Annotated in this window: 15 protein-coding genes; all 15 read right to left on the bottom strand. The window is 59.4% G+C overall.

Translation table 11 applies throughout. The annotated features are described in order from the left end of the window. Positions 1-4 precede the first annotated feature (4 nt). Positions 5-1,636, bottom strand: a complete 1,632-nt coding sequence (locus tag LCH65_RS09330; protein ID WP_003364819.1) for a CTP synthase — start codon at positions 1,634-1,636, stop codon at positions 5-7. A 263-nt stretch (positions 1,637-1,899) separates the two neighbouring features. Further along, entirely contained in the window at positions 1,900-3,237 is a 1,338-nt protein-coding gene (gene tilS / locus LCH65_RS09325; protein WP_058416024.1) for a tRNA lysidine(34) synthetase TilS, read from the bottom strand. 135 nt (positions 3,238-3,372) lie between these two features. After that, on the bottom strand, positions 3,373-4,320 hold the full coding sequence (accA, locus tag LCH65_RS09320) for an acetyl-CoA carboxylase carboxyl transferase subunit alpha (RefSeq protein WP_003364825.1): 948 nt from the start codon (positions 4,318-4,320) through the stop codon (positions 3,373-3,375). 128 nt (positions 4,321-4,448) lie between these two features. Continuing rightward, positions 4,449-7,970, bottom strand: a complete 3,522-nt coding sequence (gene dnaE, locus LCH65_RS09315) for a DNA polymerase III subunit alpha (RefSeq protein WP_003433366.1) — start codon at positions 7,968-7,970, stop codon at positions 4,449-4,451. Positions 7,971-8,038: 68 nt separating this feature from the next. Next, positions 8,039-8,692 carry a ribonuclease HII gene (rnhB, locus tag LCH65_RS09310; protein WP_058416034.1) on the bottom strand — a complete coding sequence of 218 codons (654 nt, stop codon included), beginning with the start codon at positions 8,690-8,692 and terminating at the stop codon, positions 8,039-8,041. 11 nt (positions 8,693-8,703) lie between these two features. Beyond that, complete coding sequence (gene lpxB / locus LCH65_RS09305) at positions 8,704-9,846, bottom strand: lipid-A-disaccharide synthase (RefSeq protein ID WP_003364834.1); 1,143 nt, start codon at positions 9,844-9,846, stop codon at positions 8,704-8,706. A gap of 2 nt (positions 9,847-9,848) precedes the next feature. Further along, positions 9,849-10,625, bottom strand: a complete 777-nt coding sequence (lpxA, locus tag LCH65_RS09300; RefSeq protein WP_003364836.1) for an acyl-ACP--UDP-N-acetylglucosamine O-acyltransferase — start codon at positions 10,623-10,625, stop codon at positions 9,849-9,851. Next, the gene (gene fabZ, locus LCH65_RS09295; protein WP_002554719.1) at positions 10,622-11,062 is read right to left on the bottom strand and encodes a 3-hydroxyacyl-ACP dehydratase FabZ; all 441 of its coding nucleotides are present in this window, start codon (positions 11,060-11,062) and stop codon (positions 10,622-10,624) included. Before fabZ ends, lpxA begins: the two co-directional genes overlap by 4 nt. A 109-nt stretch (positions 11,063-11,171) precedes the next feature. Beyond that, the gene (gene lpxD / locus LCH65_RS09290) at positions 11,172-12,227 is read right to left on the bottom strand and encodes a UDP-3-O-(3-hydroxymyristoyl)glucosamine N-acyltransferase (protein WP_003364838.1); all 1,056 of its coding nucleotides are present in this window, start codon (positions 12,225-12,227) and stop codon (positions 11,172-11,174) included. A gap of 2 nt (positions 12,228-12,229) precedes the next feature. After that, positions 12,230-12,733, bottom strand: a complete 504-nt coding sequence (locus tag LCH65_RS09285) for an OmpH family outer membrane protein (RefSeq protein ID WP_003364839.1) — start codon at positions 12,731-12,733, stop codon at positions 12,230-12,232. A 45-nt stretch (positions 12,734-12,778) separates the two neighbouring features. Continuing rightward, positions 12,779-15,175 (bottom strand): outer membrane protein assembly factor BamA, encoded by a 2,397-nt coding sequence (gene bamA, locus LCH65_RS09280; RefSeq protein ID WP_226439303.1) that lies wholly within the window; start codon positions 15,173-15,175, stop codon positions 12,779-12,781. 74 nt (positions 15,176-15,249) lie between these two features. Then, positions 15,250-16,602, bottom strand: coding sequence for a sigma E protease regulator RseP (rseP, locus tag LCH65_RS09275; RefSeq protein ID WP_003364845.1), 1,353 nt, complete (start codon positions 16,600-16,602; stop codon positions 15,250-15,252). Positions 16,603-16,719: 117 nt separating this feature from the next. After that, complete coding sequence (gene ispC, locus LCH65_RS09270) at positions 16,720-17,910, bottom strand: 1-deoxy-D-xylulose-5-phosphate reductoisomerase (RefSeq protein WP_003364848.1); 1,191 nt, start codon at positions 17,908-17,910, stop codon at positions 16,720-16,722. Continuing rightward, a complete protein-coding gene (locus tag LCH65_RS09265; protein ID WP_003415535.1) occupies positions 17,907-18,722 on the bottom strand; it encodes a phosphatidate cytidylyltransferase in 816 nt (271 codons plus the stop codon). Before LCH65_RS09265 ends, ispC begins: the two co-directional genes overlap by 4 nt. Further along, positions 18,722-19,477, bottom strand: coding sequence for a polyprenyl diphosphate synthase (gene uppS, locus LCH65_RS09260; protein ID WP_003433380.1), 756 nt, complete (start codon positions 19,475-19,477; stop codon positions 18,722-18,724). Before uppS ends, LCH65_RS09265 begins: the two co-directional genes overlap by 1 nt. Positions 19,478-19,479: the final 2 nt, after the last annotated feature.

The raw sequence follows: 19,479 nt of genomic DNA, 5'->3' as shown, positions 1-19,479 counted from the left end.
CCTGTCAGGAATTTTTCTGATGTTGAGCCAATGCCGCCTTGACGAAGCCGCTGAACAGCGGATGACCGTCACGGGGCGTTGAGGTGAATTCCGGGTGGAACTGGCAAGCGACGAACCATGGATGATCCGGTGCTTCGACCACTTCAACCAGTGCGCCATCGCCCGAGCGGCCGGAGATCTTCAGGCCCGCCTCGATCAGTTGCGGCAACAGGTTGTTGTTCACTTCATAGCGATGACGATGACGTTCGACGATCACGTCCTTGGTGTAGCAATCGTGGACCAGCGAACCGGCTTCAAGCTGGCACTCTTGCGCGCCCAGACGCATGGTGCCGCCCAGATCGGAGCTTTCGGTACGGGTTTCGACTGCACCGGTGGCGTCTTCCCATTCGGTGATCAGACCCACTACAGCGTGTGCGCTGGTACGGTCGAACTCGGTGGAGTTGGCGTCTTTCCAGCCCAGCACGTTACGCGCGAACTCGATGACCGCGACCTGCATGCCCAGGCAGATGCCGAGGTACGGAACCTTGTTCTCACGGGCGAACTGAACGGCAGTGATCTTGCCTTCGACGCCGCGCAGACCGAAGCCACCCGGAACCAGGATCGCGTCCACGCCTTCCAGCAGGCCGGTGCCCTGGTTTTCAATGTCTTCAGAGTCGATGTAGCGCAGGTTGACCTTGGTGCGATTGGTGATACCGGCGTGGCTCATGGCTTCGATCAACGACTTGTAGGCGTCGAGCAGCTCCATGTACTTGCCGACCATCGCGATGGTCACTTCGTGTTCCGGGTTGAGCTTGGCGTCGACGACCTTGTCCCATTCGGACAGGTCGGCACCACCACATTGCAGACCGAAGCGCTCGACCACAAAATCGTCCAGGCCTTGCGAATGCAGAATGCCCGGGATCTTGTAGATGGTGTCCGCGTCTTCGAGGGCGATGACCGCACGCTCTTCGACGTTGGTGAACTGAGCGATCTTGCGACGCGAGGAAACGTCGATCGGGTGATCGGAGCGGCAGACCAGCACATCAGGCTGCAGGCCGATGGAGCGCAGTTCCTTCACCGAATGCTGGGTCGGCTTGGTCTTGGTCTCGCCGGCAGTAGCGATGTACGGCACCAGCGTCAGGTGCATCAGCATTGCGCGGCGTGCGCCGACTTCGAAACGCAACTGGCGGATGGCTTCAAGGAACGGTTGGGACTCGATGTCGCCTACGGTACCGCCGATCTCGACCAGCGCCACATCGGCATCGCCTGCACCCTTGATGATACGGCGCTTGATTTCATCGGTGATGTGCGGGATGACCTGAATGGTCGCGCCCAGGTAATCACCACGGCGCTCTTTGCGCAGGACGTGCTCGTACACACGGCCGGTGGTGAAGTTGTTGTTCTGGGTCATGGTGGTGCGGATGAACCGCTCGTAGTGACCAAGGTCCAGGTCGGTCTCGGCGCCGTCGTGAGTGACGAACACCTCACCGTGCTGGAACGGGCTCATGGTGCCTGGGTCCACGTTGATGTAGGGATCCAGTTTGAGCATGGTGACCTTGAGTCCCCGCGCCTCCAGGATGGCCGCCAATGAAGCCGAGGCAATGCCTTTCCCCAATGAAGAAACAACACCGCCCGTGACGAAGATGTAGCGCGTCATGAAAAACCCTAGAAGTCTGCGTTAAAGCGGTCAGAGCCGCCGGGGATAGCGAAGGAAGGCCGAAGCCCCCGATTACCGACAAAATTCACGGTGCACTCCCGAAACTGCTGCGTTGAAACCGACCGGCCGAAGCCAGTGTGGTGTGCGCTACATTTTAAGAATTACCCAGTAAATACTGGTTGGTAACCGGCAACTCATGTCGTTTCAAAAGAACCGACAGAAGCTGTATCAAGAAGGGAGCGTAGTCTACCTGAAAGGGCCTTTCAGCTCAAACTTTGGTCGCCGGTCGGCGCAACCCAGCGCAAACGCCAGTTTTCATTGGGCGAACCGTCCAGTCCAGGCAGGTTGGCGACGGCCAGCAGCACGTTATCGAGGTAGAGCAGCGGCAATCTGCCGCGCAGAAACGCCGGTACTGACTGCTCGTTGAGCAGGCGCTTGAGATCACGGCTGCCACGCCCGTCCAGGCGTAACACTTCACCGCCCTGCCGATAGCGGACTTGCAGACACCCCGACGGCGCCTCGCCTTCCAGAACCACGCGGCCATTGCCGGGCAAGTCCAGCGCCACACCAGGGTCCGTCCAGTCCATTGCCTGATGACAGAGCCGCTCCCAGGCAGCCGGCACCCACCAGATGCAGCCCTGCGCCCTGTGCAACGTTCCATCGGCGAGCCGCCACAGCGGACCCGTGTCCTGCGCCGCATCGCGCAACGCCTCCCAGCCAGCCCAGTGATCGGTGTCCGGCAGACGCGTCAGTGGCGCAAGCCAATGACGCACTGCATTGCGCTGCCGGGCTGCGGACAAAGCGGCAATCGGCCCGAGACTCAACACCGGCAGGCCAACCCAGCCGAACGACGTAGCCGCCTGAGCATTGGCAATATCCTGCAGCGCAAGCTCATCGAGCAATTGCTGCGCTTCGCCGAGGTGGTGTGCGGTACGTGCCAGGCTGGCGGCTGCCTGCGGCCATCTGGAGGTCAGCAACGGCAGTACCTGATTGCGCAGAAAATTGCGCGAAAACTGCTGATCGTCATTGCTGGGATCTTCGATCCAGTTCAGTCCATGTCGACGCGCGTAATCTTCCAGTTGCATACGCGATACATCCAGCAGCGGCCTCAGCAGATGCCCACGGCCCAGCACCCGCTGATCGGGCATGGCAGCCAGACCACGCACGCCTGCGCCGCGCAGCAGACGGAACAGCAGGGTCTCGGCCTGATCATCGCGATGCTGCCCGGTCAGCAGCACCTCACCCTCACCCAGCCGCTCAGTGAAGGCGCCGTAACGCGCCTGACGGGCAGCCTGCTCGAGACTTGCAGCGGGCTCGACCTGAACGCGAACAGACTCGAATGCCACGCCGAGCGCCTTGCAGACCTGCTGACAATGCTCTGGCCAGGCATCGGCAGCGGTCTGCAGACCGTGGTGCACATGGATTGCGTTGAGCGCAGGCAGGGTTTCGCGGCCGGCGAGTTCAGCCAGAAGATGCAAAAGCACGGTTGAGTCGAGGCCGCCGGAGAAACCGACATGCCAGACAGGCGCATTGCGCCAGGGGGCCAGAACTTGAAGAAGCCTGACAGAAAGATCATGACCGGCGCGTGATGGAGTGGTCATGGGTGTTTTTCACCGGTCTGGCGGGTTCGCACACTAAACGCTTCAGTGCTCAAGCCAGTCCTTTCGCGAACAGGTTCGCTCCCACGCCTTCCGGGCAGAAGCCCGCAAGACGTGGAAGCAATCGGGCGACGCAGCTTACAGACCGTAGCTCATCAAGCGGTCATAACGGCGGGCCAGCAGCTCATCGTTATCGAACTCCTTGAGCATCGCCAACTGACTGCTCAACTCTTCGCGAATCAAGGCAGCGGCGGCGACCGGATCACGATGCGCGCCACCCAGTGGCTCGGCGATGACCTTGTCGACGATACCCAGGCCTTTCAGGCGGTCAGCGGTGATGCCCATGGCTTCAGCAGCATCCGGTGCCTTCTCGGCGGTTTTCCACAGAATCGACGCGCAGCCTTCCGGAGAGATTACCGCGTAGGTCGAATACTGCAGCATGTTCAACTGGTCGCATACGCCAATCGCCAGCGCACCACCGGAACCGCCTTCACCGATAACAGTAGCGATGATCGGGGTCTTGAGACGGGCCATCACACGCAGGTTCCAGGCAATTGCCTCGCTCTGGTTGCGCTCTTCCGCGTCGATACCAGGATAAGCGCCCGGCGTATCGATAAAGGTCAGGATCGGCATCTTGAAGCGCTCGGCCATTTCCATCAGGCGGCAGGCCTTGCGATAGCCTTCGGGGCGCGGCATGCCGAAGTTGCGACGAACCTTCTCGCGCACTTCCCGGCCTTTCTGATGACCGATAACCATGACTGGCTGGTTGTCGAGACGGGCAATACCGCCGACGATCGCCGCATCATCGGAGAAATGACGATCACCGTGCAGCTCATCGAACTCGGTAAAGATGTTTTCGATGTAGTCCAGCGTGTAGGGACGACGCGGATGGCGCGCCATGCGCGCGATCTGCCAGCTGGTCAGGTTGCCGAAGATGCTTTCAGTGAGCGTCTTGCTCTTGTCTTGCAGCCGGGAGATCTCGTCGCCGATGTTCAGCGAGTTGTCATTACCCACCAAGCGCAGTTCTTCGATTTTGGCCTGCAAGTCAGCGATAGGCTGTTCGAAATCAAGAAAATTCGGGTTCATAGGCATCCGTCTTGGGTCGACGGCCAAGAGGCCGGCCGGTTGATCCGTCTGCGCCGTTCCTGTTCGGAACCGGCGCGTTCAGGTCGAAATTAAAATTCAGGGTTGAGCGCAAGTCGAGCCTGCGACGTTCAACGATACTGGAGAAAGACGTTCTCACGTCCGAACTGGTCACGCAGAGCTTGAATCAAGCTGTCCGCAGGATCAATCCGCCATGCTTCTCCCAATTGCAGCAATGCGCGGGCGTCCTGCCCCGTGTAGTCCACCGTGATCGGACAGGCACCGCGATGGCGCTTGCACAGATCGCCCAGCCAGCGCAGCCGGTCGCCCTTGAGCGCTTCGGCACGCACCGTCACACGCAGGCTCTCGGCCAGATTGGTGCGGGCATCCTCGATACTCATGACACGCTTGGCCCGCAGGCGCAGCCCGCCGGAGAAGTCATCATTACTGACTTCGCCCTCGACCACCACCATAGCATCGGTCTGCAACAGTGACTGAGCCGAGTGAAACGCTTCGGCAAACAGCGACGCCTCGATGCGCGCCGAGCGATCGTCCAGGGTAATGAACCCCATCTTGTCGCCCTTCTTGTTCTTCATGACGCGCAGGGCAATGATCAGGCCTGCGACCGTCTGGGTGTCTCTTGCGGGCTTGAGATCGATGATCCGTTGCCGGGCGAAACGGCGGATCTCGCCTTCATATTCATCGATCGGGTGCCCGGTCAGGTACAGCCCCAGGGTTTCCTTTTCACCACGCAGACGATCCTTGAGGCTCAGCTCACGGGTCTTGCGATGATTCGCATAAACATCGGCGTCCGCTTCGACGAACAGGCCGCCGAACAGGTCCGAGTGACCACTGTCGCGACTGCGCGCTGTCTGCTCGGCAGCCTGAATGGCCTCTTCCAGCGCCGCAAGCAACACCGAACGGTTACGATCGATATTGGCCTGATAAGCTTTGGGCTCGAGTTCGAAGTACGGCCCGAGACGATCCAGCGCACCGCTGCGAATCAGGCCATCCAGCGTTCGCTTGTTGACGCGCTTGAGGTCGACGCGGGCGCAGAAGTCGAACAAGTCCTTGAACGGCCCGTTCTGGCGCGCATCGGTAATCGCCTCGACCGGCCCCTCGCCTACGCCCTTGATCGCGCCAAGGCCATAAAGAATGCGGCCATCGTCACTCACCGTGAACTTGAACTCCGAGGTGTTCACGTCCGGCGCGTCGAGGCGCAGCTTCATCGTGCGCACTTCTTCGATCAAGGTCACGACCTTGTCGGTGTTGTGCATATCCGCCGATAACACCGCCGCCATGAACGGCGCCGGGTAGTGAGTCTTCAACCAGGCAGTCTGGTACGACACCAGCCCGTAGGCCGCGGAGTGGGACTTGTTGAAACCGTAACCGGCGAACTTTTCCACCAGGTCGAAGATGTTACCGGCCAGGTCCGGGTCGATGTTATTGGTCTTGCAGCCATCGATGAAACCACCGCGCTGCTTGGCCATTTCCTCGGGCTTTTTCTTGCCCATTGCGCGACGCAGCATGTCCGCACCGCCAAGGGTGTAACCGGCCATGACCTGAGCGATCTGCATCACCTGTTCCTGATACAGGATAATGCCGTAGGTCGGTGCCAGTACCGGCTTGAGGCCTTCGTACTGGTAATCGACGTGCGGATAGGACAGCTCGGCGCGACCATGCTTACGGTTGATGAAGTCGTCCACCATGCCCGATTGCAGCGGGCCGGGGCGGAACAACGCCACCAGTGCGATCAAGTCTTCCAGACAGTCGGGCTTGAGCTTTTTGATCAGCTCTTTCATGCCGCGCGACTCGAGCTGGAACACCGCCGTGGTCTCGGCGCGCTGCAGCAACTGATAGGTCGGCATGTCGTCGAGCGGGATGAACGCGATGTCCAGCGGTTCTTCGTTGACCTTGGCGCGGTCGCGGTTGATGGTCTTGAGTGCCCAGTCGATGATGGTCAGGGTACGCAGACCGAGGAAGTCGAACTTCACCAGCCCCGCAGCCTCGACATCGTCCTTGTCGAACTGGGTCACCAGACCGTCACCGGCCTCATCGCAATAGATCGGCGAGAAGTCGGTCAGCTTGGTCGGGGCAATCACCACACCACCGGCGTGCTTACCGACGTTACGCACAATGCCTTCGAGCTTGAGCGCCATCTCCCAGATTTCCGCAGCTTCCTCATCCACCTTGAGGAAATCGCGAAGAATCTCTTCCTGCTCGTAGGCTTTTTCGAGGGTCATGCCGACTTCGAACGGGATCATCTTCGACAGACGATCCGCCAGCCCGTAAGACTTGCCCTGCACACGCGCTACGTCACGCACCACCGCCTTGGCGGCCATGGAACCGAAGGTGATGATCTGGCTCACCGCGTTGCGACCGTACTTCTCGGCCACATACTCGATCACCCGGTCACGACCATCCATGCAGAAGTCGACGTCGAAGTCGGGCATGGAGACCCGTTCCGGGTTCAGGAAGCGTTCGAACAGCAGGTCGTATTCCAGCGGGTCGAGGTCGGTGATCTTCTGCACATAGGCAACCAGCGATCCGGCCCCCGAACCACGACCCGGCCCCACCGGTACGCCGTTGCTCTTGGCCCACTGGATGAAGTCCATCACGATCAGGAAGTAACCGGGGAAGCCCATCTGGATAATGATATCCAGCTCGAAATTCAGCCGATCGACATACACCTGACGCCTGGCTTCGTAATCTTCGGTCGTGTCCTTGGGCAGCAGGACTGCAAGACGCTCTTCGAGACCGTCGAAGGAGACCTTGCGGAAATACTCATCGATGGTCATGCCATCGGGAATCGGGAAGTTGGGCAGGAAGTGCGTGCCCAGCTTGACGTCGATGTTGCAGCGCTTGGCAATCTCGACGGTGTTTTCCAGCGCTTCCGGCAGGTCGCTGAACAGCTCGGCCATTTCTTCCGGGCTTTTCAGGTATTGCTGATCGCTGTAATTGTGCGAGCGACGCGGGTCGTCCAGCGCACGGCCTTCACCGATGCATACGCGGGTTTCGTGGGCTTCGAAATCGGCCTGTTTGATGAAGCGCACATCATTGGTCGCCACCAACGGCGCGCCGTGACGCTCGGCCAGGGCCACCGCAGCGTGCAGGTGTTCTTCGTCATTGGCGCGGTTGGTACGCTGCACTTCGATGTAGAAGCGGTCAGGAAAGACTTCCAGCCACTCGCGCAACAGTTCGTCGGCCTCCCCCGGATTGCCGCCGAGCAAAGCCATGCCGATCTCGCCTTCCTTGGCCGCGGAAAGCGCAATCACGCCTTCGCTGGCCTGCGCGACCCACTGGCGCTGAATGACGATCTGACCGTTGCGCTGGCCTTCGATAAAGCCTCGGGAAATCAGCTCGGTCAGGTTGCGGTAGCCCTGGGCATTCATGGCCAGCAGGCTGATGCGGCTGAGCGCGGCATCTTCGTCCCTGCCTGCCAGCCATAGGTCGACGCCACAGATCGGCTTGATGCCGGAGCCTTGAGCGGCCTTGTAGAACTTGACCAGCGAACACATGTTGTTCTGGTCGGTCACCGCCACGGCGGGCATGTTCATGCCGGTCAGCGCCTTGATCAACGGCTTGACCCGGACCAGACCGTCAACCAGAGAATATTCGGTGTGCAGGCGTAGATGAACGAAAGAAGCCGGCATGGTGATCCTATAAAACGCGAAAATACAAAAAACGAAGGGCAGGATTGTAGCTGGCCCGGAGTGAAACGTCAGTCCTGCAGCAAACCGGCTGACAACGGAAGCGAGCCGCCGAGCATCAGCGTGGCGCGCGCTTCATGGGCTGCACGCACCGGAGCGAAGGAACGCCGATGAATGGGCGTAGGCCCAAGCCGGGCCAGTGCTTCCAGATGCACCGGCGTAGGATAACCCTTGTGCCCACCGATGCCATAACCCGGATAGATGAGTTCAAACGCCGCCATTTCCCGGTCCCGGCTTACCTTGGCGAGAATCGATGCGGCGGCGATGGCGGGTACCTTGGAGTCACCCTTTACCACCGGCGCCGAAGGCACCGACAACTGCGGGCAGCGGTTGCCGTCGATAAGCGCCAGTCTGGGCGTGATACTCAACCCTTCGACGGCGCGCTGCATGGCCAGCATCGTGGCGTGCAGGATATTCAACTGGTCGATCTCTTCGACTTCAGCCCTGGCGATGAACCAGCACAGGGCTTTCTCCTGAATTTCGACGTAGAGCTTTTCGCGCCTGGCTTCGGTCAGTTTCTTAGAGTCATTGAGACCGAGAATGGGCCTGGTCGGATCGAGAATGACGGCGGCGGTTACCACTGCACCGCACAGCGGACCGCGACCCACTTCATCGACACCCGCCACCAGGTCCTCGACGAGGGTAAAATCCAGACCTGTTTGCATCATGGGCGACCTCACAGTGAAGGCGACCGTCCGAGCAGGCTCAATACCGCATCGGCGGCCTGATTGGACGCATCGCGGCGCAGAACCCGGTGAATAGCGTCAAAACCGGCGGTTTGCTCGCGACCGTCTTCGATCAATGGCAGCAGCGTACGCGCCAGGGCTTCTGGCGTAGCGTCGTCCTGCAGCAGTTCAGGCACCAGCAGACGCTGGGCCAGCAGGTTCGGCAGCGACACATAAGGGCTCTTGACCATTCGCTTGAGTATCCAGAAGGTCAGCGGCGCCAGGCGGTAGGCAACCACCATGGGACGCTTGTAAAGCAGCGCTTCCAGGGTCGCCGTGCCGGAGGCGATCAGTACCGCATCGCAGGCGGCCAGAGCAACGTGCGACTGGCCGTCGAGCAGCGTGACGGGCAAATCACGACCCTGCAGCAACTGTTCCACCTGAGCCCGCCGCTGCGGGCTGGCGCACGGCAGTACGAAGCGCAGGCCCGGGCGCCGGGCAAGCAACAGTTCGGCCGTGTCGAAAAACAATGCGCCCAGACGCCCCACTTCACCGCCCCGGCTGCCCGGCATCAATGCCACAACCGGCGTATCCTGCGCGAATCCCAGGCCAGCGCGAGCACCTGCACGATCGGACTCCAGGGGGATGGTGTCTGCCAGCGGATGCCCGACGAAGCGCACCGGTACGCCCTGCTCTTCGTAGAAACGCGCCTCGAACGGCAACAGGGTCAGCATCAGATCACAGCCTTCACGAATCTTCAGCACACGCTTCTGGCGCCAGGCCCAGACTGAGGGGCTGACGTAGTGCACGGTCTTGATGCCGGCGCGACGCAGCTGAAGTTCGATATTGAGCGTGAAATCAGGGGCGTCGATGCCGATGAAGACGTCCGGCTTTTCAGTGATCAGGGTCTGGACCAGCAGCTTGCGCCGGGCCAGCAGCTCGCGCAGTCGCCCGAGCACTTCAACCAGCCCCATCACCGACAGGCGTTCCATCGGGAAGAAGGACTGCATGCCTTCGGCTTCCATCAACGGACCACCGACACCAATGAAGCGGATATCGGGATGGCGCACCTTGAGGGCACGCATCAAACCGGATCCGAGGATATCGCCGGATGCTTCACCCGCGACCAGAGCGATACAGAGTGGACTGGTCATGATTAGCGAATGATGCCGCGAGTCGACGTCTGAATGGACTGAAGAAATATGGCCACTTCAGGAAACTGCGCCGCAGGCTCTGCCAGATCGGCCAGCGCCTGGCCGATGGTCAGCCCCTGGCGATAAACCGTCTTGTAGGCTCTGCGCAGCGCATGAATGGCTTCTTCGGAGAAACCCCGACGACGCATGCCCTCGAAGTTCATGCTGCGCGCCTCGGCCGGATTGCCAAACACCGTGACGAACGCAGGTACATCCTTGCCGATCGCAGTGCCCATGCCGGAGAAGCTGTGCGCACCGATATGGCAGAACTGATGGACCAGAGTAAAGCCCGACAGGATAGCCCAGTCATCCACATGAACATGGCCTGCCAGGGCGGTGTTGTTGACCAGAATCACGTGGTTGCCGATCACGCTGTCGTGCCCGATATGGGCATAGGCCATGATCAGGTTGTGATCACCCAGCGTGGTTTCGGCACGGTCCTGAACGGTCCCGCGGTGAATGGTCACGCCTTCGCGGATCACGTTGTGATCGCCGATGACAAGGCGGGTTTCCTCGCCCTTGTATTTCAGATCAGGCGTGTCTTCACCCACCGATGAAAACTGGTAGATACGGTTGTGCTTGCCGATTCTGGTTGGCCCCTTGAGGACAACGTGAGGACCGACAACTGTACCCTCGCCAATTTCCACACCGGGTCCGATGATCGACCAAGGGCCGACCTCAACATTGTCGGCCAGAACGGCCGTCGGATCGATGATTGCGCGAGGGTCAATCAAACTCATAGTTTGCGTTCCGCACAGATGATTTCGGCAGAGCAGACTGCCTTGCCATCAACGGTAGCCTTGCATTCGAACTTCCAGATCTGACGTTTGCTGCTCAGGAACTTCGCCTCAAGAACCAGTTGGTCGCCCGGCAGGACCGGCTGACGGAAACGCAGTTTGTCCGAGCCCACGAAATAATAGAGCGTGCCGTCCGAAGGCTTGGAGTCGAGCATCTTGAACGCAAGAATACCGGCAGCCTGCGCCATCGCTTCGATGATCAGCACGCCGGGCATGATGGGATGCTCGGGAAAGTGACCGTTGAAGAAAGGCTCATTGACGCTGACATTCTTGTAGGCGCGAATGTTCTTGTTCTCGATATCCAGCTCGGTCACGCGATCCACCAGCAGGAACGGGTAACGATGAGGCAGGTATTCGCGAATTTCTTTGATGTCCATCATTTCGAGGGGAAGCCTGTAGTAAAGATTAGGAGTGCGTCGCGACTGCGCAGCACCCCTCTACATCAAGGAGGCAGTTTATCGACTGAGCACGCTTGATATTAAAAAGGTATCAGCCATCAGATGAGCGATTATCAGCGCAGGTCACCGTCTCTATGGCCTTTTCAAGCTTTTGCAGACGTCGCGCCATATCATCGATTTTGCGCAGACGAGCTGCACTCTTGCGCCACTCGCCGGCCGGCTGCATGGCCGTACCGGACGAGTAGGAACCCGGCTCGGTAATGGAATGCGTCACCATCGTCATGCCGGTGATGAAAACACCATCACAAATCTCGATATGCCCTACCAGACCAACACCACCAGCAAGCATGCAATGCTTGCCGATTTTAGTGCTTCCGGAAATGCCGACACACGCGGCCATCGCAGTGTGGTCGCCAATCTGAACGTTGTGAGCAATCTGAATCTGGTTATCCAGTTTCACGCCATTGCCAATGCGTGTGTCAGCCAGTGCACCGCGATCGATCGCCGTATTAACACCGATCTCGACGTCATCACCCACGGTGACGCCGCCGATTTGTGCGATTTTCTGCCAGACACCCTTTTCATTGGCAAAGCCGAAACCTTCACCGCCCAGCACAGCACCCGACTGAATGACCACACGCTTGCCGATGCGCACATCGTGATAAAGCGTCACACGGGGTGCCAGCCAGCCGCCTTCACCGATCTCGCAGCGAGCGCCGATGAAGCAGTGCGCACCGATGGTGACACCTGCTGCAATGCGCACACCGCTCTCGATGACGGCAAAAGCGCCAATGCTGGCGGCAGGATCAACCAGTGCATCCTCGGCAATCAAGGCCGTCGGATGAACGCCTGCGCTGCTTTTGGGCTTGGGATCGAAAAAATGCGAAATACGGGCATAAGCCAGATAAGGATCCGGGACCAATAGCGCATCTCCGGTGTAGCTGTCGGCATCTGCGGGCTTGAGCAGCACGGCAGCAGCCTGGGCATCGACCAGGAATTGACGGTATTTGGATTTTGCCAGAAAACTGATTTGACCAGGGCCAGCCTCTTCTAAAGAGGCCAGCCCGGTGATGTCCTTGTCCTTGTCGCCACGTAACGTGGCACCAAGGAACTCGGCCAACTGACCGAGTTTGATGGTTATGCTCATGGTTACTTCAGCTGGTTCATGCGCTCGATGACCTGACGAGTCACGTCATACTGAGGCTTGACGTCGATCACCGCACCGCGCTCGAAAACCAGGTCGAAACCACCTTTCTTGATGACTTCTTCTACAGCCTGATCCAGCTTCGGCTTCAACTGCTTGAGCATTTCACGGTCAGCAACTGCCTTGGCTTCGTTCAGTTCCTTGGACTGGAACTGGAAGTCGCGGGCCTTTTGCTTGAATTCAAGCTCCAGACGCTCGCGCTCAGGCTGAGCCATCTTGTCGCCACCGCTGACCAGACGATCCTGGATACCCTTGGCGCTGCTTTCCAGACTTTTCAGCTTGGTCAGTTGCGGACCGAATTTTTTCTCGGCATCGACAGCGTATTTCTTCGCAGCGTCAGATTCCAGCAAGGCCATCTGATAGTTCAGTACCGCAATTTTCATGTCGGCGAATGCAGGGCTTGCGACCAGTACGGTTGCCAGCATTACCAGTTGAGTCAACTTACGCACAATACAACTCCTACAAAATTCGTTGCGTTATCAAAGATCAGACGCTTAGAAGGTCTGACCCAAGGAGAATTGGAAAACCTGCGTTTCGGCTTCGTCGTCCGGCTTCTTGATCGGCATCGCCAGAGCGAAGCTCAGCGGGCCGAGTGCGGTGATCCAGGTGACGCCGATACCCACAGAGCTGGCCATGCCGGAAAGGTCGATGTCGTTACATTCGACTTTCTTGCCTGACGAGCTTGTTCTGGTCGAGTCGCACTTGGTATCGAAGACATTACCCACGTCCCAGAACACAGACGTACGCAGCGAGCGCTGATCCTTGACGAATGGCAGCGGGAACATGACTTCTACACCACCCTGAACCAGGGCGTTACCGCCGAACGGCAGTGGATCCTGATCGGGGTCACGCAGAGTACCGGGCTTGCCCAGGCCGCTGGGATCATCAGCTCCGCGACTAGGCGTACTACGCGGACCGAGAGTGCTGTCCTTGAAGCCGCGTACCGAGTTGAAACCGCCCGCGTAGTAGTTCTCGTAGAACGGCAGACCCGAGGTCGAACCGTAGCCGTCACCGTAACCCAGCTCGGTGTGCAGACGCAGGGTGTAGTTATCGGTGATCGGGTGGAAGTACTGAGCACGGTAATCCAGCTTGAAGAACGACAGGTCGCTGCCCGGCAAGGTGGATTCGAACACCAGGCTTTGCGAGTGACCACGGGTCGCCAGCACGCCTTTGTTCAGAGTCGATTCAGACCAGCCAATCGAGCCCTTGAAGTTCAGGTACTTGTCGCCTTCCTTCTCGACGAAGTCAAAAATCTCGTCAACGGTGTACTTGCCGGTCTTGATTTCGTCCTGCTGCACGGTCAGGCCGTAGGTCAGGCGCGAAGTCTCGCTGATCGGGTAGCCGAGGTTGATACCGGCACCCAGGCTGTCAACCGCATAGCTTGCAACATCAACGTCGAGGTCATCGTAGTTGGTGGTGCGGTAGAACGCGCTGTAACCCAGGCTGACACCGTCCGGCGTGTAGTACGGATCGACGTAGCTGAAGTTGTAACGGCTCTGGTATTCGCTGCGGGTCAGACCGATGCTGACCTTGTTACCAGTACCCAGGAAGTTGTTCTGGCTGATCGAACCACCGAGGATCAGACCGGCGCTTTGCGCGAAGCCGACGCTGGCGGTGATCGAGCCGGACGCCTGCTCTTCAACGGCGTAGTTCACATCGACCTGATCGTCGGTGCCTGGAACAGGTGGCGTCTCGACGTTGACTTCCTTGAAGAAGCCCAGACGATCCAGACGGGTTTTCGACTGGTCGATCAGGTAGGTCGATGCCCAGCCGCCTTCCATCTGACGCATTTCGCGACGCAGCACTTCGTCTTCCGACTTGGTGTTGCCGCGATAGTTGATACGGTTGACGTAGGCACGCTTGCCCGGGTCGACGACAAAGGTGATATCGACCGTGTGGTCTTCGTTGTTCGGCGTCGGCACGCCGTTGACGTTGGCGAAGGTATAGCCTTCGTTACCCAGACGACGGGTGATCAGTTCGGACGTCGTGGTCATGACCTTGCGCGAGAAGACCTGGCCCGGCTGCACCAGCAACAGGGATTTGACCTGGTCTTCAGGGACCTTGAGGTCACCGCTCAGCTTGACCGACTTGACGCTGTACTTCTCGCCTTCGTTGATGTTGACCGTGATGTACACGTTCTTCTTGTCAGGCGTGATAGACACCTGGGTCGAGGCGATATCCATGTTGATATAGCCGCGATCGAGGTAGTACGAACGCAGACGCTCAAGGTCACCCGACAGCTTTTCACGGGCGTACTTGTCATCATTCTTGAAGAACGACAGCCAGTTGCTGGTCTTGAGCTCGAACAGGTCGGTCAGGTCTTCATCGGAGAAGACAGTGTTGCCCACCACGTTGATGTGTTGAATGGAGGCTACGGTGCCTTCATTGATGTTGATCTTCAGGCCTACGCGGTTGCGCGGCTGAGGAACGACCTCGGCGTCAACCTCGGCAGAGTAACGGCCTTGGGCAACGTATTGACGTTGCAGCTCGTTACGCACACCTTCGAGGGTTGCACGCTGGAAAATCTCACCTTCGGCCAGACCGGACTGTTTCAGCCCCTTCATCAGGTCCTCGGTGGAAATGGCCTTGTTACCCTCGATTTCGATACTCGCAACCGAAGGGCGCTCGACGACATTGATGACGAGCACGTTGCCGTCGCGACCCAGCTGGATATCTTGAAAGAAACCGGTTTTAAACAGCGAACGGGTAGCATCGACCAAACGACCATCGTCCGCCTGCTCGCCTACGTTCAGCGGCAATGCACCAAAGACACTGCCGGCGGATACCCGCTGCAGGCCGTTGACACGGATATCGGAGATGGTGAAGGACTCGGCGTGAACTTCAGCGATCATCAGTGCGGAAAGAACCGCAGTTAGCAGCAGACGTTTCATGAAGTCCTTTCTTATTCCAACTGGCAATAAACAAACTGCCGCAAAATGCGGCAGATTCGCAACTCGGCAACGCTTTACAGTCGGCCCAGATCGTTGACCAGCGCGAGCAACATTACGCCCACTACCAGACTGATACCGATCTGCGCCCCCCAACCTTGAACCTTTTCCGAAAGGGGACGACCACGCGCCCACTCGATCAGATAAAACAGCAAATGCCCCCCGTCCAGGACGGGAATGGGCAGCAGATTCAGAACACCCAGGCTAATACTCAGATAAGCGAGGAAGTTCAGAAAATCTCCGATGCCCGACTGGGCCGAAGCGCCCGCCACTTTAGCAATGGTTATCGGTCCACTCAAGTTTTTTACCGAGAGCTCGCCGAACAACATTTTCTTCAGCGAGTCCAGGGTCAGCACACTCATGTTCCAGGTGCGCTTCACACCCTCGGCCATCGCCGCGAAAGGCCCGTAACTGACCTCGCGCAGCATTTCCGGTGGCCAATCGACAGCTTTCACACCAGCACCGAGGTAACCCGCGGCAGCCTTGCCCTCGCCCTTGGCCGCGAGAGTCACCGGCACGTCCATTTGCACGCCGTCGCGCTCGATGCGCAGCGAAATCTTCGCCTCAGGACGCTCGCGTACCCGATCCACAACCTGTTGCCACTCATTGAGCGGCTGACCGTCCATCGAAACCAGACGATCACCTGTTTTAAGCCCCGCGCTCTGCGCTGGACCTTTCGGATCGATTTCTGCCAGCACCGGCAACAGCGCGGGACGCCACGGACGAATACCCAGCGACTTGATAGGATCAGGCTCTTCTGCGCCCCTCAGCCAGTCATTGAGTACCAGCTCACGGGAGGTGTCGACCGTAGAACCCTGATCCCTGACCTTCAAAGCGATAGTACCGCTTTCACCCAGACGACGGACCAGTTGCAGGTTGACCCCGGCCCAACCAGAAGTAGGCTCGCCATCGACAGCGACGATTTCCTGTCCAGCCGTCAGGCCAGCCTGCTGGGCGATACTTCCGGCCTCCACTGCGCCGATAACCGGACGCACCTGCTCACTGCCCATCATCGCCAGCACCCAGAAAAATGCGATGGCGAGAAGGAAGTTGGCTGTCGGGCCGGCGATCACGATGGCGATGCGCTGCCCTACTGTCTTGCGATTGAACGATTGGTCAGCGAGCTCGGGCGGAACATTACCCTCGCGCTCGTCGAGCATTTTCACATAGCCGCCCAGAGGGATGGCAGCCACCACGTATTCTGTGCCCTGACGGTCATGCCAGCGCAGCAGAGGCGTGCCGAAGCCTACTGAAAAACGCAGCACTTTGACGCCACAACGACGCGCCACCCAGAAGTGGCCGAATTCGTGGAAGGTCACCAGCACACCCAGCGCAATCAGGGTGCCGAGAATCATGTATAAAGCGCTCATCAGTCTTCTCCGGGTACCGACTGGTCGGCCAGTGTGTTAATCATTGCAGGCCTTCAGGCCCGCCGTTGACGCACCACATCAACCCTTTCACTCACACCCTGACGGGTTTTCAGGTCGCTATCGCCCGTGTCTCTCAAGCCATTGGCCTGCCAGCAAACGCGCCTTCGCGTCAGCTGCGAACACCGCATCCAGCCCTTCGACCGCAGTGACAGGCTCGTGATCGAGAACCTCCTCGATAATACCGGCGATTTCCAGGTAGCGGATACGCCCTTCGAGGAATGCCGCAACGGCCACTTCATTGGCCGCGTTGAGCATGGCAGGTGCACTGCCCCCAGCCTCCGCCGCCTGTCGGGCCAGCCGCAGACATGGGAATCGTTCCTCGTCCGGCGCCTGAAAATCAAGCTGGCCGATACGAAACAGATCCAGTGGCGCAACGCCAGAGTCTACACGCGCAGGCCATGCCAGTGCATTGGCGATGGGGGTACGCATGTCGGGATTTCCCAACTGAGCCAGCACCGAGCCATCGACATAGTCGACCAGCGAGTGGATCACGCTTTGCGGGTGAATGACCACCTCGACCTGATCCGGACGCGCATCGAACAGCCAGCAGGCTTCGATCAGCTCGAGCCCCTTGTTCATCATGGTTGCCGAATCGACGGAGATCTTGCGCCCCATCGACCAGACCGGATGGGCACAGGCCTGCTCTGGCGTAACATTCTGCAACTGCTCCAGCGGCGTTTCGCGGAACGGTCCGCCCGAGGCAGTCAGCATGATCCGCCGGACACCGACGGCACCCAGCCCGCGGGCGAAGTCGCCGGGCAGGCACTGGAAGATCGCATTGTGCTCGCTGTCGATGGGCAACAGCACAGCGCCATTTTGCCGAACAGCCTGCATGAACAGGGCGCCGGACATGACCAGCGCTTCCTTGTTGGCCAGCAATACCTTCTTGCCCGCTTCCACCGCAGCCAGCGTCGGACGCAAGCCGGCAGCCCCGACAATGGCGGCCATGACCGCATCGACCCGCGGGTCAGCGGCCACTTCGCACAAACCGCCCTCGCCGACCAGCACCCGGGTATCGAGCCCGGCAGCCGCCAGGTCATCCTGCAGTTTGCGGGCGACCACCTGATCAGGCACTACGGCGTATTGCGGCGTGTGCCTGATGCACAAGGCCAGCAGTTCGTTCAGACGGCTGAAGCCGGTGAGCGCGAACACTTGATAAAGCGTTGGATGACGGGCAACGACATCCAGAGTGCTCAGACCGATGGAACCGGTTGCACCCAGAATGGTAATTTGTTGCGGCCCACTCACATGACACCCCAGTCAGCGGCCCAGAGCAGAACGGCAAATACCGGAATGGCCGCCGTGAGGCTGTCGATACGGTCCAGCACCCCGCCGTGGCCAGGCAACAGATTGCTGCTGTCCTTGACCCCGGACTGGCGTTTGAACATGCTTTCGGTCAGGTCGCCAATCACCGAGATGAATACGATCACCGCTGCGCCGAAGAGCGCCGCAATGAACTGCGCAACTGTCCAGTCGCGGGAAAAGCCCACTGCTGCCGTGATGCCCAGACTGACCACCAGACCGCCATATACGCCCTCCCAGCTCTTGCCAGGGCTCACCTTGGGCGCAAGCTTGCGCTTGCCAAAAGCCTTGCCGGAGAAATAAGCACCAATGTCGGCGGCCCAGACCAGCACCATTACCGACAGAATCAGCCAGTTACCCAGCGGCCATTGCTTGATCAGAACCAGACCCTGCCATGCAGGCAGCAGAATCAGAAGACCGATGACCAGCTTGCACGCTGCACTTGCCCAGTGACTGCTCGAGTCCGGATAGGTAAGGACCAGAAAGGTCGCAACGCCCCACCAGATGACTGCGGCAACCAGCACCCAGGGCTCCAGCCCCGGCAGCAGGTACATGAGAAAAAGCAGAACAGCGACCACAGCCGCATAGCCGATACGCATCGACTGTGCGGCAAAACCTGCGAGTCGTGCCCATTCCCAGGCACCCAAAACCACGACCACCCCGATGAACAGGGCGAAGTACATGCCGGTCAGCAGGAAAAACCCGCACAAGGCGATCGGCAACAGAATGAGTGCCGTGATGATCCGTTGTTTCAGCATTAAGCCCGGGCTCCAGCTTCTACCTGTTCGCTGGTTTTACCGAAGCGACGTTGGCGAGAAGCGAAATCTGCCAGCGCAGCGCGCATGGCATCGTGTTTGAAGTCCGGCCAGAACAGGTCGGAGAAGTACAGCTCGGCGTAGGCCAGCTGCCAAAGCAGGAAGTTGCTGATGCGGTGCTCACCGCCGGTGCGGATGCACAGATCCGGCAACGGCAGGTCGCCGGTGGCCAGACAGGTCTGCAACAACTGGGGAGTAATGTCCTCCGGCTGCAGATGTCCGGCCTGAACCTCACGCGCCAGCCGCTGGGCGGCCTGCGCGATGTCCCACTGCCCACCGTAGTTGGCAGCGATCTGCAGCACGAAGCGGCTATTGCCGGAGGTGCGCACTTCCGCCTCGCGCATGGCCGCCTGAAGTTCAGGGTGAAAGCGCGAGCGGTCGCCGATGATACGCAGGCTGATCTCGTTTTCGTTCAAGCGCTTGGTTTCACGGCGCAGCGCCGTGAAAAACAGCTCCATCAGCGCACCCACCTCTTCGGCCGGGCGCTGCCAGTTTTCACTGGAAAACGCGAACAGTGTCAGCACTTCGACCCGGGCTTCAGCGCAGACCTCGATAACGGCCCGCACAGCATCGACACCCGCCTTGTGGCCTGCAACGCCTGGCAGCAGGCGCTTCTTGGCCCAGCGATTATTACCATCCATGATAATCGCGACATGGCGCGGCACCGAGGGCGTCATGGCCGGTTTTATCTTTTCCATGA

This window comes from Pseudomonas sp. MWU16-30316, from assembly GCF_020515645.1.
GTDB classification, from domain to species: Bacteria; Pseudomonadota; Gammaproteobacteria; order Pseudomonadales; family Pseudomonadaceae; genus Aquipseudomonas; species Aquipseudomonas cerasi.
This window is presented reverse-complemented; position numbering and strand designations above follow the sequence as displayed.

Coding starts and splice junctions, on each gene's coding strand:
- LCH65_RS09330 (WP_003364819.1), bottom strand. CDS start 1,636: ATGACGCGCTACATCTTCGTCACGGGCGGTGTTGTTTCTTCATTGGGG.
- tilS (WP_058416024.1), bottom strand. CDS start 3,237: ATGACCACTCCATCACGCGCCGGTCATGATCTTTCTGTCAGGCTTCTT.
- accA (WP_003364825.1), bottom strand. CDS start 4,320: ATGAACCCGAATTTTCTTGATTTCGAACAGCCTATCGCTGACTTGCAG.
- dnaE (WP_003433366.1), bottom strand. CDS start 7,970: ATGCCGGCTTCTTTCGTTCATCTACGCCTGCACACCGAATATTCTCTG.
- rnhB (WP_058416034.1), bottom strand. CDS start 8,692: ATGCAAACAGGTCTGGATTTTACCCTCGTCGAGGACCTGGTGGCGGGT.
- lpxB (WP_003364834.1), bottom strand. CDS start 9,846: ATGACCAGTCCACTCTGTATCGCTCTGGTCGCGGGTGAAGCATCCGGC.
- lpxA (WP_003364836.1), bottom strand. CDS start 10,625: ATGAGTTTGATTGACCCTCGCGCAATCATCGATCCGACGGCCGTTCTG.
- fabZ (WP_002554719.1), bottom strand. CDS start 11,062: ATGATGGACATCAAAGAAATTCGCGAATACCTGCCTCATCGTTACCCG.
- lpxD (WP_003364838.1), bottom strand. CDS start 12,227: ATGAGCATAACCATCAAACTCGGTCAGTTGGCCGAGTTCCTTGGTGCC.
- bamA (WP_226439303.1), bottom strand. CDS start 15,175: ATGAAACGTCTGCTGCTAACTGCGGTTCTTTCCGCACTGATGATCGCT.
- rseP (WP_003364845.1), bottom strand. CDS start 16,602: ATGAGCGCTTTATACATGATTCTCGGCACCCTGATTGCGCTGGGTGTG.
- LCH65_RS09265 (WP_003415535.1), bottom strand. CDS start 18,722: ATGCTGAAACAACGGATCATCACGGCACTCATTCTGTTGCCGATCGCC.
- uppS (WP_003433380.1), bottom strand. CDS start 19,477: ATGGAAAAGATAAAACCGGCCATGACGCCCTCGGTGCCGCGCCATGTC.